We start from the raw sequence: 14685 nt of genomic DNA, 5'->3' as shown, positions 1-14685 counted from the left end.
ATAGATAAAGCTATTGCTAGTACGATGAACAATGGAGAAACTATTAAAATGATGACAGCTAGCGTATTTTTGTTTTTCATAATTCATCGCACCTAACTTTACTTCGATAAATTCTCTATCGCTGCATCTAAGAATTTCACTTTAGACCACGCTGTACCACCTTGTGCTAAAGGGTCTACTACGTTTACAAACACCTGGTCGTTTTTCGCAGCTTCTATGCTTCCAAATATCGGATTGGCTAAAAGCTCATCTAAAGCAGCCGCATTATCTGTGTTTTCACTTGTTTCGAATTGAAGGAAAATGTAATCTGGGTTCGATTCAGCTAAAGCCTCAAGAGATAATTCTGATTGCGCCTCTGCTTTTGCAACTACATCTGGAACCTTCAGTCCTAAATCATTGTAAAGTACCGGGTTAAAGTAAATAGATTCAGGATATGCATTAATACTTCCTTTGCGTATACGTAATACAAGTGCTTCCTTATCCTTCAATGCTTCACCTAATTCAGCTTTAGCTTGTCCAGCTTTTTCCTCATAGTCTGCGATAATTTTTTCTACCTCTGCTTCTTTATCGCCTAATTGTCCTAAGAGAGTAAGATTTTCTTTCCAGTTCGTAGATACATGCGAATAAGGAATCATCGTTTGAATTTTATTTAATGCTGTCACAACTTCTTCTCCATGCTTCGAAGAACCTAAAATAACATCGGGATCTAAAGCTAGGATAGCCTCATTATTGGGTGCAAACTTGTCACCAACCAATGCTGCTCCCTCTAATTCATCCGCTAAATAGGTAGGTATTGCATTTGCAATTGCAAGTACTCCAGCTGGCTTAATACCTAAAATAGCCGCATCTTCCATGGACTCCAAGCTCGCTGCTACAATATTATTTACTTTGGAGGGTACTACATAGTCTTCCCCTAAATATGTAAGTGTTTGTTCTGTATCTAACCCATCAGCTGAAGCTTCTGTTGATTCCGCTTCAACTTCAGCTTTTTCTGTAGAGCCTTTTTCCTTATCTCCACAAGCAGCTAAACTTAGAGCTAGCACTGCTGTCGCGCCTAACATCCAATACTTTTTCATACTCAATAGTTTCATCTCCTACATTTTTAATTGATAACGATTATCATTATCATGATAACGTAAAATTTACTTTATTACAATAGTGATTTTAAAAACATATAATAATTAAATAATTGTACATATTTGATGGATTAGTAGTTTTGCTGACCACTAATATGGGAATATTATATTTAAAATAGAAGTTTTATAGGAGGAGTTTTCTCATGGCTAAAAAAACTAAAAAGCCATGGAGCAAAAAAAAGCGCATTATAGTCTCCTTAATAGGCGTGTTTGCTCTTATTTACATAATCGTTATTGCTTGGCATACATTTAAACCGCTTCCCCAAGGAGTTTCCTTTGCAGGTGAGTTACATAAGACGAATAACATTCAACTTTTAACGGATTTGACCTTTGCACAAGATCAAAAAGGTACAAATACCATTCATGAAAATCATATTTTTGATGAGGTATATCGAACGATTGAAGAAGCTGAGGAATTTGTGGTGTTAGATTTCTTTTTGATGGATGGCTATTATGATGAAGATGAGGACTTCCCTAATATAGCAGAGACACTTTCCTCCACTGTCGCAAAAAAGAAGAAGGCTAACCCCGACATGCCAATCGTTTTTATTACCGATCCACTTAATCGAGGGTATGGATCTTACGAAAGTGAATGGTTTAAAAAAATGCGTGATGCGGGTGTTGAAATTGTATATACAGATTTAGATGAGCTAAGGGATTCTACACCTGTTTATTCTGGTATTTATCGTATTTTCTTTCAATGGTTCGATATTGGTGGCAAAGGTTGGATTGCTAATGCTATGGCAAGTGACGCGCCTAAAATGACTATAGCTTCCTATATGACTCTATTGAATGTAAAGGCAAACCATCGGAAGGCTTTGGTAACAGAGAAGGCCGCTATAATAACAACCTCTAATCCCCACGATGCCAGTGGCTTTCACGGCAATATTGCTTTGAAGTTAGATGGACCAATCATTAATGATATTTTAGAAGCAGAAGAGGCAGTTTCTCTTTTTTCCGGAGGTCCTAAGCTTCCTAGAATAAAAACGGAGAACGCAGAAGGTGAGTATCAAGCCCAATACTTAACAGAGAAAAAAATATTGGATGCATTGCTAAACGATATAAATGATACTAAAAAAGGAGATACCATTTGGCTAGGCATGTTCTTTGTAGCCGAACGGAGTATAGTCAACACATTAGTGGAGGCTGCAAATCGAGGGGTAGAAGTAAATCTTATATTAGATCCGAACGAAAACTCCTTTGGTCGAGAAAAGTCTGGACTACCAAATCGCCCAGTCGTACAAGAATTAGTGGAGGATACGAATGAGAAGATTAATATACGATGGTATAATACCGTAATCGGCCAGTATCACACAAAGACTATATGGATTCAAACACCAGAGCATACAGTGATTTCAAGCGGTGCAGCAAATTATACAGAACGTGCTTTAGAAAATTATAACCTAGAAAGTAACGTAAGAATCATTGCCCCCAATGAGAGTGAATTAGCCTTAGAGATGGAGCAATATTTTCATAGATTATGGAACAATGAGGATGCTATGTATACTGTAGAGGTAGATGAATATCAAAGCAATTTCACTTGGTGGCAGCGTTGGATTTATGCTTTCCAAACCTATACCAAAATTACAACTTATTAATACTCATTGTAAAAGTACAGCTAGTGATGCTTACACTAGCTGTACTTTTTTTTCACGTTTATGAACGTGTGATTAGGTGAGTATTAATAGACATTAGATAAGTTACTTCGGTTCAAACGTTTTACAATCTGTTTCATCACTGTTGGAAGCTTGGTTCCCTTTACGACTAACTACATAAATAGCTTTTGCATTACATTTGTTCCCTTGTCTCCAAAATTTACAGTTGTTCACTTCACAAAGTACATCTTTAGCCATTAGTATCACACCTCCTCGTTACTAGCATGAACTTTTTCGAGAAAAGTCATACTAAAAAGCGAGATTTATATGTACTATTTTATCTCGATTAAATGATTGATCTGTTTTGGCAGTCCGTAAATTTGTTCCTTCAAAAATAATGGAAATAAATTTAACGCTTGAATCTCATCAAAGGTTTTCCAATAATATGTATGAACTTTCCCATTTTCATTCTCGGTGAATTGAATTCCTTTGCATAACAGATCATTGTTTTTTAAAGATAGGAGATAAAAGAAGCATATCTCATGAAATTTTTCTTTGGAAACTTCCTCTTCGAAAAAATTTTCATTGACCCACAATAGCCGGTCGATGTTAACTTCAGTCGTAAGCTCTTCTAGAATTTCTCGACGGATAGCATCCTCACTCTTTTCATGTAGGCCAACTCTTCCTCCGGGAACATAATAGTAAGGAGCATTATCGTCCTTCATAATTAGTATTTTCCCATCGTTTATAAGCAGGCCGGCCACCCGATAATTGAACCTACCACCCTCTGTTTTAAATGAAATATCCATTTTCCCACCCCTATTAAACATATTTTCTCCATTCCACCATATACATTTTTTAAAAAATACATTTTTTACGGATTATACCATAATTTTATACAGTTCATTTCATCCATTAGTTAATTTTATGTCATAATAATTTGTTGAGGAAATTAATAAATGGATAAGAAATATAACACTAGTAGACGGAGATATTTAGCAAGATAAGGATAAGAAGCTATATATTAAATAACGATAAAGTAGGCTTATAAATATCCTATTACTATAAACTTTTGTATAATAGATTTAACGGATATTTATGAATCCTAACAGATATTAATTACTAGATAGTTAGTGAATGCTATCTCTAAACACTACAGGGGGAAAAAGCGATGACGATTTTACTGGTAGATGACAACACGGTCAATCTATTTGTAATAGAAAAAATGTTAGATAGTGCTGGTTATAAAGATACAGTATCTCTTAAATCAGCCCAGGAGCTATTTGACTATTTACAGATCAATGAGCAGAATCCAACCTGTAATTCGGTAGATTTAATTTTACTAGATATTATGATGCCTGAAATAGATGGACTTGAAGCTTGTAGACGAATTAAACAGCAAGAAAGATATAAGGATATCCAAATAATTTTTGTAACAGCCTTAGAGGATAAGAAGAAATTAGCAGAGGCATTGGATGTCGGTGGCAGTGATTATATAACCAAGCCGATCAACAAAGTAGAGCTATTAGCTAGAATTAGAGTAGCCCTTCGTTTAAAGGCAGAGTTAGACTGGCATAAGCAGCATGAAAACAAAATCCAGTATGAATTGGATTTGGCTACTCATGTGCAAAGAAGCCTTTTAAGCCCTCCTCTAAAAAGAGAAGATATTCAAATCGAAGTGTCCTACCTTCCCTCCTTTAATTTAGCCGGAGATATGTATTATTGGCACAAAATAAGTGATAATCGATATGCTGTTATATTACTAGATATGATGGGGCATGGTATATCTGCTTCCCTAGTATGTATGTTCATATCCTCTGTTTTAAGAGAGGCCATTAAACAATTAGTAGAGCCAGAGCTTGTAATTAAAGAGCTAAATCGCTATATGGTTTTGATACATAATGAAAAGGTTGGCATACCATATTATTTTACAGCTGTTTATATGGTTGTAGATACGGATCAAAAAACGATAGAATACGTCAATGCCGGGCATCCACCTGGATTTGCTTTAATTGATGATGAAAAGGTTGTACCTATAAGTAAGAGCTGCTGTGCAGTTGGCTTCTTTGATGAAATTGAAGTGAAAAAAGAAATCATTACTTATGAAAAGGATATTCAAATTGTTTTATACACAGATGGAGTTCTAGAAGGAATGGGACCAGATGAGATAGAGTCTGAAAAGCAAATTGAAATATTAACATCTAAAAAATGGAATCATTCTCATGCTTTAATTGATAATCTATTACCGAAGGAAAAACAACAGGATCAACCGGATGACATGTGTGTCTTAATGATTCAGTGTAAATAAAATAAAAAGCTTCGAAGATTTTAACATAAATCTTCGAAGCTTTTTTACTATTACTGATAAGATTTCTATAACCTAGCTTCAAAAAAACGTGAAATCAAATATTGATTTCACGTTTCCTCTTCTTATTTATATCTTTGATAGATTCTTTCACTTCCAACTAATTCTTGATAATTTTCCATTACACGGGAGAATTTCAAAGTTTCTTTATCACCTAAGCCTAAAACTCCTTCGGGACTTAAGCTTTGATAAAACAATTGCTGCACTTGCTCCTGTAATTCAGAGTTAAAGTAAATGAGTACATTTCGGCAAATGATTACATGAAATTCATTGAATGACTGATCAGTTACTAGATTATGCTGGGCAAAGATAATATTTTCTAAAATTGATGGATGAAAGTAAGCATGTTGATAGTCGGCCTTATAGTATTCAGAAAAGGCTTTGCTCCCACCGGCAAGCATATAGTTTTTCGTATATGCTTGCATCTTTTGAATTGGGAAAATCCCCTTGCTAGCCTTTTCTAACACTTGCTCATTCATATCAGTGGCATAAATAACTGCTTTATCCTTCAGCCCTTCTTCTTCTAATAAGATAGCCATCGAGTATACCTCTTCCCCAGTTGCACAACCTGCATGCCATATGCGGATTTCAGGGTATTCTCTTAGAATTGGAACTACTTCTTCTCTAAACGCCTTAAAAAAGCTTGGATTACGGAACATTTCTGTTACATTAATCGAAAAGTCATTCAACAACTGCTCTAAGTAACCCTCTTCATGGATAACTTTTTCTAGCAAGCCCGTTATTGTAGAAATGCCATTTATTTTCATTCGATTGTGTATTCGACGTGAAATAGAAGATTTATTGTACTGTCTAAAATCAAATCCTGATAACCTATATATAGCTTCTAGAAGGAAATCTACTTCCATTTCCTCATACTGAATATTAACTCCCTCGAGCTCACCATTTTCATAATAATTGTCCATATCATTACTCCCTTAAGATGCTAACCAAACTCGAAGAACTGAGAATAATTGATCTAGATTTAATGGTTTACTAATGTAATCAGAAGCTCCTGCTTCTAGACATTTATCTCTATCATTTTTCATCGCTTTTGCAGTCAATGCGATAATCGGTAATTCCGTTAGAGATAGTTCATTTCTAATTCTAGACATTGTCTCATATCCATCCATATTAGGCATCATGATATCCATGAGTACCACATCTATTTCTGAGTTACTTTGAACTATATCTAAGCATTCTAAGCCGTCTTTCGCAACAAGAATATTAATACCTCTTCTTTCTAAAGCTGTTTTCAGTGCATAAATGTTTCTGTAATCATCGTCTACTATTAATACGTTTTTATTTGAGAATACATTTGCGTCCTCAGGTAGAGACTCCAGCTTTTCTTCTTGGGCTTTTATCTTCTGTTCTTGCTCTTCCAGTGTTGGATGTTCCTCCACTACTTCTTGGACTTCTTCCACAGAATGGTCTGTAAGAGCTACTTCTTCTAGACCTAAGTGTATCTGCTCCATAATAGGACCATTAGGAAGACTTGGTACAACTAGAGTAAAGGTACTACCTAACCCTTCCTCGCTTTGAAGAGTAATCCAACCTCCAAGGAGATTAGCAAACTCTCTACAAATAGATAATCCTAAACCAGTTCCTCCATATTTGCGGACTGTTGCCCCGTCCGCTTGCTGGAATGATTCAAAGATTAGGTCATGCTTATCTTTAGGAATACCTATTCCAGTATCAGTGATGGAAATCTCAATCCATTCTTTACTGATTTCTTGCATTTGTTTAGTTTGTTTTTTAGCTTCCAATCGCTTAATTGATAAATCTACGGACCCTTTTTCAGTAAACTTAAATGCATTTGATAATAAATTTTTAATAATTTGTTGGAATCGTTTTTCATCTGTGAAGAAAATATCCGGTACATCTTGTTCCTTCGTAACATGGAACTCTAGGTTTTTCTTTTGTGCAACCGGTGAGAATATATGATCCATTTGAGTCGGAAGCTCGCTTAAATTAACTTCCTCAAATAATACGTCAATCTTCCCTGCTTCTACTTTGGAAAGATCTAAAATATCATTGATCAAGGATAGAAGATCTTCACCAGACGAATGAATAACTCTCGCAAACTCTACCTCGTCTTCAGTTAAGTTCTCTTTTCCGTTTTCTGAAAGCATTTCTGACAGTATTAAAATACTGTTCAATGGTGTTCGTAATTCATGTGACATATTTGCTAGAAACTCTGATTTATAATTGGAATGAAGCGTTAACTGTTCTGCTTTATCTTCCAATTCTTGACGAATCTTTTCTAGTTCCTCTGTTTTAGCCTCTGCATCCTTTGTTCGTTCTTCTAACTGTTCATTTATTTGAGTTAGTTCTTCTGTTTGCATTTGAAGCTCTTCCGATTGTGTTTGAAGCTCCTCAGATTGAGTTTGTAGTTCTTCTGATTGTGCTTGTAATTCTTCTGTCATTGCTCTAGATTCGTTTAGAAGTCGTACAATTTCCATACGGCCCATTACACTGTTAACAGATAAACCAAACGTTTCGACTATCTGTGTTACAAGCTGTTGCTGAAGTTTGTCATACTGAGACATAGTGGCTAGTTCTAGCACTGCTATTACTTCACCCTCAAACAAAATTGGAACTATAAATATACTTTTTGGTGGTACTTCACCAAGTCCAGTAGAAATGAAACGATAATCGTTTGGAATTTCATTGAAAACAAATGCCTTGCTCTCAAGGGCACATTGTCCAACTAGTCCTTGTCCTAAACGGAAGCTTTCTCTTCCAATCTCTTTTTCTGGATTAGAATCAGCAAAAGCAGCTTTCTTCACAAAACGTGTTTCTTGCTCGTTAGACTCTCTCACGTAAAATGCTCCATAAGAAGAATTGGTCAGTTTAGATATCTCGGACATAAACACACGAGCAAGCTTATCAATGGATCCTACTCCTTGATATTTCGTTACTGTTTCTGCAAGACTTGTTTGTAGCCATTCTCTATCTTCTAGATTATCTAATAACTCATTTGTTGCATTTGCTAAGTCTCTAATCTCGTCATTTGTAGTAACAACTATTCTCTCTTTACGGTCTCCGTTCTCGGATGCTATCTTTTTAATAGTGTCCGTAACATCTTTAACCGTTTTGACAATTGATTTAGAAATCTGACTAGCCATCGTTATCGCAATAGCTGATACAAATAATAAAATACCGAATAACGCTATAGTCAGCATATTATTTCGATCATCTAATTTCTGAGCATCATTTTGTGCCGAGTCTCTTTCAATCTCTCTAAACTCATTGAATTGGTTTCGAATAGATTGCATATATTCTCTACCGCGATCATTTGCATAGAACTGCTGAATTGATTCGTCATCGTTATTTCTTTTAAATACGATGGCGCGTTCGCCTGCTTCTGCCATCCATACTTCAATGGTCCCTTTAACCTCTGCTAGCTTTTCTTGCTGATTTGGCTTGTCCTTTAATAAGTTATAGAGCTGTTCAAACTCTAACTGCCATTGTTCTTCAGCCTTATAGTATGGCTCCAAATAACTTTCATTACCTGTGATGATGAAGCCTCGCTGACCAGCTTGCATATCCATAACATATTTTTCTACATTATTTGTCAATGTTTCAACTTCAGTATTATATTTTATTAAATTATTTCTCTCTTGTTGGAGTGAACGAATTTGACTGTTTAATATGATAACGGAAGCAAATAAACATACAATAATAATAATGTAGCCGACAGTAATTTTAGAACGTAGGCCGAGCTTTAATTTATCCCCCATGTTTAATTCCTACCTTTTTATAGTTTTTCACTCTATTAATAGTATATGAAATGGATATAAAATAACAGTTTTTCCCCTTATTATTTATTTACTAATTAACTATATTAATGTATGTGAGATTTGAAATGGAAATAGGCTTGGATACTAGGTAATTTTATTCAGCACAACGCACTATATATATAAAAGAATACGTTAAAGGTTATTTTATTTTCCATAAGATTGTTTGTTTTGAAATGTTACACTTCAACTAAAGATGCAATTTAGTTGAAGAAGGGTTTTTGAATAGAGAGGTAGAAGGTGAATATACAACAATTAAGGAGCTGGTTATGTGAATCTGCCTTTGTTAAGGGCTGAAGGGATTATCGTTAATGAAGATAAGACCGAAATTCTTGTGCAATGTGATTTTGTTGAAAGTTTTTACCGTCTTCCAGGGGGAAGTATAGAATTCGGCGAAACAGCAGGTGAAGCTATAAAAAGGGAGCTAATTGAAGAATTTGATTTAGCTTTGAACATTGGCCAACTTGCTTGTATTTGTGAAAGTATTATTCTGTATGATGGGAAGAGAAGGCATGATTGCACCTTAATCCATTGGTATTCAAGTAATAATACAATGAATTATCTTTTGCATAAAGAAGTTCCAAGTATCAAGCTTGTTTGGCGTACAATTTCTCAATTAAGCGAAAGACCATTCTATCCGGAAGGAATTTTGGATATTATTGTTTCAGGTGATAATTTTATTAAACATATCAAAAGAGAAAAGACTTATGAGTGATTCCTTATTAAACTACCGGGTACTTTCCTTCAAGAAGTAGTTCAGTTAAATACAATAAAATATTTTAGGTATGGGAGGAATATTAATGGACTCATTTTTCTATTTTAATATGTTTAGAAATATAATTTCTAAATTTTTCTTAGATGGAATCTGGGTAGTCGGATTTTTTTACTTGTTAACCAAGACATATGAAAATGATAGACTTAAACAGGTTTCCAAATATGTAATGGGAACTTCTTTGGCATTATTATTTATTTATTCCGTAATGGGAAGTATATAAATACTTCCTTTTCAACTAACAGGGTATCTTTACTTCAATTAGGAGTAAGGACTTTATTCTTCTGCAACTAAACTTGCAGTTAAGTTGAGAAGGAATAATTTTTAAAGTTAGAATAGTAAATAGAGATATAAAACTGGGGGAAAATAAATGGAGGAAAAGGATAGAGGCACTTTATATTTTAATATGGCTATTGGTACACTAGGACTTCTCGTTATTTTAGTAGGATTATTCAAATATGTTGAAACCGTCGGTGGGAATTCTTCATTTGCATTGGTAGGTTTTCCTTTAACAATGATTTACTTAAATTATCTTGAAGGGAAAGCTGGTATAAGTAAAAAAATATTATGGATTAAATCTATCATAGCGATTTCCTTGCTGATTATAATTTACATCTTCATTTTTAACTAATGAAGGAGGCTTTTAAATCAACATCTACCTTTATCATATACATAAAAAAACTGCATACACGCCTCAAGTTTCTTTGAGTGGGTATGCAGTCTTTTACATATTATTTTTTGATTAACTCTAAGTCAACCGGGATAGAAGCTTCCACTTCTTCTCCTTTTAATGCTTTGATAGCTGCTTCCATTGCCTTTTCACCAATTTGTTCTGGCTTTTGTGCAATTGTACCAGCAAGCTTACCATTTTCTACAGATTTTACAGCATCATCAGTAGCATCAAAACCGATGACAATAATGTCTTTTCCTGCAGATTCAATTGCTTCTAAAGCTCCTAGTGCCATTTCATCATTGTGAGCAAATACACCTTTGATGTCTGGATTAGCTTGAAGAATGTTTTCCATTACCGTTAAGCCTTCTGCACGGTTAAAGTTAGCAGTTTGCTTTGCTACTACGTCTAATTTACCATCGGCAACATTGTTAAATCCTTCTCCGCGGTCACGAGCAGCAGAAGATCCTGCAACACCTTCTAATTCAACTACAGCTGAACCTTCTCCAACTAATTCAAGTAAGTATTCACCTGCAAGCTCTCCACCTGCAACGTTATCTGATGCGATATGAGCTACAATTTCTCCACCCTCTGAGCTACGGTCAACTGTTACTACCGGAATATTAGCTGCATTTGCAGATTCCACAGATGAAACTACCGCTTGAGAGTCAACTGGATTAATAATAATCAAATCTACGCCTTGTTGGATTAAATCCTCTACATCACTTGCTTGTTTAGAAGCATTATCCTGTGCATCTACCACCGTTACGGCTGCACCTAATTCCTTAGCCTTCGCTTCTGCTCCATCACTTAATGTTACGAAAAATGGATTGTTTAAAGTTGAAACAGATAAACCAATTTTGTAATCGCCCTCTGAACCAGTAGATCCTTTTTCAGAATCAGATTTCTCAGAGCCAGGTGAATCCAATGAACATGCTGCTAGAAACATTGATACGATTAACAGTAAAGCAAAATAAAGTTTTTTCATGAAGTTATTTCTCCTTTATGCTGTTTTTTTACGATCGATTAATACTGCTAATAATATAACTGCACCCTTCACCACTTGCTGGAAGAAGGAGGATACCCCAATTAAATTTAGACCATTATTCAAGACACCGATTATAAGTGCCCCGATTAAAGTACCAACAATCCAACCACGACCACCTGTTAAGCTTGTACCACCAAGTACTACCGCTGCAATGGCATCTAGTTCAAACATGTTACCTGCAGTAGGCTGAGCTGAATTCAAACGAGACGTTAAAATAAGAGAAGCAAGTGCTGCTAGTGCACCTGTTAATGCGTAAACATATATTTTAATACGGCCAACCTTAATACCAGAAAGGCGAGAAGCCTCCTCGTTACCACCGACCGCGTAAACTCGACGACCAAATGTCGTCTTTTTCAAGATAAAGTATAGAACTCCAAATGCAACAGCCATTGTTACGACTGGTACAGGTATACCTAAGAAATATCCTTTCCCAATCATTTGAAAAGATACAGAATCGCCTAAACCTGATATTGGTCTACCTTCTGTGTAAACTAATGTCAATCCTCGGTATATAGTCATTGTTGCTAAAGTAGCGATAAATGGAGCAACATTTCCTTTAGAGATAATAATTCCGTTAATTGCTCCTAGAACAGCTCCCAAAATAAGACCTATTAGCATAGCTAAAATTGGATCCATTCCACTAGCAAGTAATCCTGCTGTAACTGCTCCTGTCAGAGCTAAAATTGATCCAACTGATAGATCAATCCCTCCAGTTAAAATAACGAAGGTCATCCCAAACGCGATAAGCGCATTAATAGAAACCTGTCTAAGTACATTCATTAAGTTATTTACGGTTAAAAAATTTGGGCTTAATATAGTGATGATGACCACTAGTAAGATAAGTCCTAGCAACGGTCCTAATTTTTGTAGTACTGATTGTGAACTAGATTTTAGCAACTTTGTCCCCTCCGGTAGCGTAATGCATTATTTTTTCTTGTGTCATTTCTTCTTTGGTAACTTCACCGGTTAACTTTCCTTCATGCATCACGAGCACTCGATCAACCATTCCAATGATTTCAGGAAGCTCGGAGGATACCATAATGATAGATACTCCATTTTCTGCCAGTGTGTTAACAATGGAGTAAATTTCTTTTTTCGCGCCTACGTCTACACCGCGTGTCGGTTCATCCAATATTAAGATGTCTGGCTCAATACCTAGCCATTTGGCAATGACTATCTTCTGTTGATTCCCTCCACTTAATGATTTAACGGTTTGATCTGGACCAGAAGTACGTACACCTAGTCTTTTTACCATGGAATCATAGAGGCTTTTTTCTTTTTGCGTATTCACAACACCATTTTTAGATATTTTACTAAAATTTGTAATACCTAAATTTTCTTTTACGGAGAAATCTAAAATCAATCCTTCAGATTTTCTATCCTCTGTTACGAAGCCGAAACCAAGCTTTATCGCATCTTGTGGAGTATTTATTTTCACTTGCTTACCATCAAGTATTAGCTCTCCACTATCGAGCTTTTTATAACCAAATAGGGATTGAACTACCTCTGTTCTTCCTGCACCCATTAGGCCAGCGATACCAAGTATTTCTCCTTTTCGTAACTCAAACGAAATGTCCTCGAAGTAACCTTTTCTAGTTAAGTTTTTTGCTACTAGCTTTACATCCCCAATTTTAGATTCTCTGTCTGGAAAGCGTCCGCCTAGCTCTCTCCCAACCATCATTTGTACAATTTCATCAAAGTTTGTTTCTTTGATATTTCTAACACCTACATAGCTTCCGTCACGTAGAATAGTGATGCGGTCACATATAGCAAAGATTTCTTCCATTCGGTGGGAAATATAGACGAAGGATACACCTTTCGCCTGCAATGCTCTAATAGTCTCAAAAAGTGTCTCTATTTCTCTATCGGTTAATGCTGCGGTCGGCTCATCCATGATGATGACCTCTGCATTAGAAGAAATGGCCTTTGCAATCTCAACTATTTGCTGCTTACCAACTGAAAGATTTCTTGCAGTCGTCTTTACGTCTATATCTAATCCCAGACTTAAAAGCACTTCTCTAGCAGCCTTGTTCATTTCTTTTGTTTTTAAAATACCCGATCTACCAAGGGTTTTTTCGTTCCCAAGAAATAAGTTTTCAGCCACTGATAGATCTGGAAGAATATTAAGCTCTTGGTGAATTACAGCTATCCCCGCCTGCTCTGCTTCCTTTGGGTTTTTAAATTCAACCGGCTTTCCTTTAATAGTGATTTCACCAGAATCTTTTGTATAAATTCCAGTAAGAATTTTCATTAAGGTAGACTTACCTGCACCGTTCTCACCCATTAGCGCATGGATTTCTCCTGGTGCTATTTCAAATTCCACATTATTTAACACCGTATTTCCATTAAAGGCCTTTGTAATACCAGTCATCTGAATCATTGCTTCCACCACCTTTAAAATATGACACCAGCTTGTAAGATTATATTTGCATAAGGACTAGCCTCACCAGTTCTTATAATAACTTTAGAATGTCTAGTCATTACTTTAAATTCTTCATGTGAGACTTCAGAAACTTGTTCAATGGATTTATTCACTACATAGTGCATTTTTGCATTAGCGGTCTTCATCTCAGCTGCAACATAAGCCTTTTCCACTACTAAATCGTCTAACACAACTGCTAAAATTTCATCGAAAGAGGGTTTCCCAAGGATATAAGATAAATCAATGCACGTAACGCCATCAGGAATTGGTAACCCACAATCGCTTATTGTAATTTGATCGGTATGTCCTAGCTTTGCAAAAATTCCAGCTAAGTCGCGATTTAATATGCCATGTTTCTTCAATTGCTAACACCTTCTAATCTTTTTACTACTTCCGTATGGCTTGGCATACCACCCTGAGCACCAAATTTTTCTACAGACAAAGAGGCAGATGCATTTGCGTAACGAACTGCTTCTTCTAAACTTAGCTCTTGTCCAAGTGCATGAGCCAGTGCACCGTTAAATGTGTCACCTGCACCCGTTGTATCTACGGCAGTTGTTTTAAATCCGGGTACGAGTATATGGTTCGTTCCATCAAAATATCTAGCACCTTCACTACCTAACGTCACGATTAGCTTGTTTGGATATTGCTCTAAAGTTGCTTCCATATTTTGACCAAATATTAGCTCACACTCAGTTTCATTTGGTGTTAAATATGCAACATAGTCCATAAATTCTAGCTGAAATCCACTAGCTGGCGCAGGGTTAAGCAATACAGGGACGTTTAACTCTCGGCAAAGCTCTAGCGTGTATTTCACTACAGGAATTGGAATTTCTAGCTGCATAATAACAAACTTGCTTTGCTGAATTGTTTCTTTCAT

General features: G+C 35.9%; 14 protein-coding genes. 4 read left to right on the top strand and 10 right to left on the bottom strand.

The window, feature by feature from the left end; all coding sequences use genetic code 11:
- Nucleotides 1–98 precede the first annotated feature (98 nt).
- A complete protein-coding gene (locus AC06OU_RS06835) occupies nucleotides 99–1076 on the bottom strand; it encodes an ABC transporter substrate-binding protein (RefSeq protein WP_475854862.1) in 978 nt (325 codons plus the stop codon).
- A 203-nt stretch (nucleotides 1077–1279) separates the two neighbouring features.
- Between AC06OU_RS06835 and AC06OU_RS06830 the strand changes: the two genes are divergently transcribed.
- Nucleotides 1280–2734 (top strand): phospholipase D family protein, encoded by a 1455-nt coding sequence (locus AC06OU_RS06830; RefSeq protein ID WP_251556492.1) that lies wholly within the window; start codon nucleotides 1280–1282, stop codon nucleotides 2732–2734.
- 102 nt (nucleotides 2735–2836) lie between these two features.
- Here the strand turns inward: AC06OU_RS06830 and AC06OU_RS06825 are convergent, their stop codons facing one another.
- Nucleotides 2837–2989 (bottom strand): DUF1540 domain-containing protein, encoded by a 153-nt coding sequence (locus AC06OU_RS06825; protein WP_144541288.1) that lies wholly within the window; start codon nucleotides 2987–2989, stop codon nucleotides 2837–2839.
- Nucleotides 2990–3063: 74 nt separating this feature from the next.
- Nucleotides 3064–3540 carry an NUDIX hydrolase gene (locus tag AC06OU_RS06820; protein WP_475854861.1) on the bottom strand — a complete coding sequence of 159 codons (477 nt, stop codon included), beginning with the start codon at nucleotides 3538–3540 and terminating at the stop codon, nucleotides 3064–3066.
- Between the two features lie 362 nt (nucleotides 3541–3902).
- Here AC06OU_RS06820 and AC06OU_RS06815 point away from each other — a divergent pair, with 362 nt between their 5' ends.
- Nucleotides 3903–5039 (top strand): SpoIIE family protein phosphatase, encoded by a 1137-nt coding sequence (locus AC06OU_RS06815; RefSeq protein ID WP_475854859.1) that lies wholly within the window; start codon nucleotides 3903–3905, stop codon nucleotides 5037–5039.
- A gap of 122 nt (nucleotides 5040–5161) precedes the next feature.
- Here the strand turns inward: AC06OU_RS06815 and AC06OU_RS06810 are convergent, their stop codons facing one another.
- Both AC06OU_RS06810 and AC06OU_RS06805 read right to left on the bottom strand, forming a co-directional pair.
- Nucleotides 5162–6019 (bottom strand): CheR family methyltransferase, encoded by an 858-nt coding sequence (locus tag AC06OU_RS06810; protein ID WP_475854857.1) that lies wholly within the window; start codon nucleotides 6017–6019, stop codon nucleotides 5162–5164.
- 12 nt (nucleotides 6020–6031) lie between these two features.
- The gene (locus AC06OU_RS06805) at nucleotides 6032–8836 is read right to left on the bottom strand and encodes a CHASE3 domain-containing protein (protein ID WP_475854856.1); all 2805 of its coding nucleotides are present in this window, start codon (nucleotides 8834–8836) and stop codon (nucleotides 6032–6034) included.
- Nucleotides 8837–9164: 328 nt separating this feature from the next.
- On the opposite strand from AC06OU_RS06805, the gene AC06OU_RS06800 reads away from it, so the two are divergent.
- The gene (locus AC06OU_RS06800; protein ID WP_475854854.1) at nucleotides 9165–9608 is read left to right on the top strand and encodes an NUDIX domain-containing protein; all 444 of its coding nucleotides are present in this window, start codon (nucleotides 9165–9167) and stop codon (nucleotides 9606–9608) included.
- A gap of 427 nt (nucleotides 9609–10035) precedes the next feature.
- Nucleotides 10036–10296: a hypothetical protein gene (locus AC06OU_RS06795; protein ID WP_475854853.1), complete on the top strand. Its 261-nt coding sequence runs from the start codon at nucleotides 10036–10038 to the stop codon at nucleotides 10294–10296.
- 100 nt (nucleotides 10297–10396) lie between these two features.
- On the opposite strand, the gene rbsB is transcribed toward AC06OU_RS06795, so the two are convergent.
- From rbsB to AC06OU_RS06770, 5 genes are all read right to left on the bottom strand, one after another.
- Nucleotides 10397–11323 (bottom strand): ribose ABC transporter substrate-binding protein RbsB, encoded by a 927-nt coding sequence (rbsB, locus tag AC06OU_RS06790; RefSeq protein WP_169360417.1) that lies wholly within the window; start codon nucleotides 11321–11323, stop codon nucleotides 10397–10399.
- Nucleotides 11324–11338: 15 nt separating this feature from the next.
- Nucleotides 11339–12280, bottom strand: coding sequence for a ribose ABC transporter permease (rbsC, locus tag AC06OU_RS06785; protein WP_169360416.1), 942 nt, complete (start codon nucleotides 12278–12280; stop codon nucleotides 11339–11341).
- Nucleotides 12267–13763 (bottom strand): sugar ABC transporter ATP-binding protein, encoded by a 1497-nt coding sequence (locus tag AC06OU_RS06780; RefSeq protein ID WP_169360415.1) that lies wholly within the window; start codon nucleotides 13761–13763, stop codon nucleotides 12267–12269. The genes rbsC and AC06OU_RS06780 overlap by 14 nt, the downstream gene beginning before the upstream one ends.
- A 14-nt stretch (nucleotides 13764–13777) precedes the next feature.
- Entirely contained in the window at nucleotides 13778–14167 is a 390-nt protein-coding gene (gene rbsD, locus AC06OU_RS06775) for a D-ribose pyranase (RefSeq protein ID WP_475854850.1), read from the bottom strand.
- Nucleotides 14164–14685, bottom strand: a 522-nt coding sequence (locus AC06OU_RS06770; RefSeq protein WP_475854848.1) for a PfkB family carbohydrate kinase, incomplete at its 5' end; no start/stop codon positions are given. The genes AC06OU_RS06770 and rbsD, both read right to left, overlap by 4 nt.

The sequence above is a fragment of the Psychrobacillus sp. genome (assembly GCF_056205495.1).
This window is presented reverse-complemented; position numbering and strand designations above follow the sequence as displayed.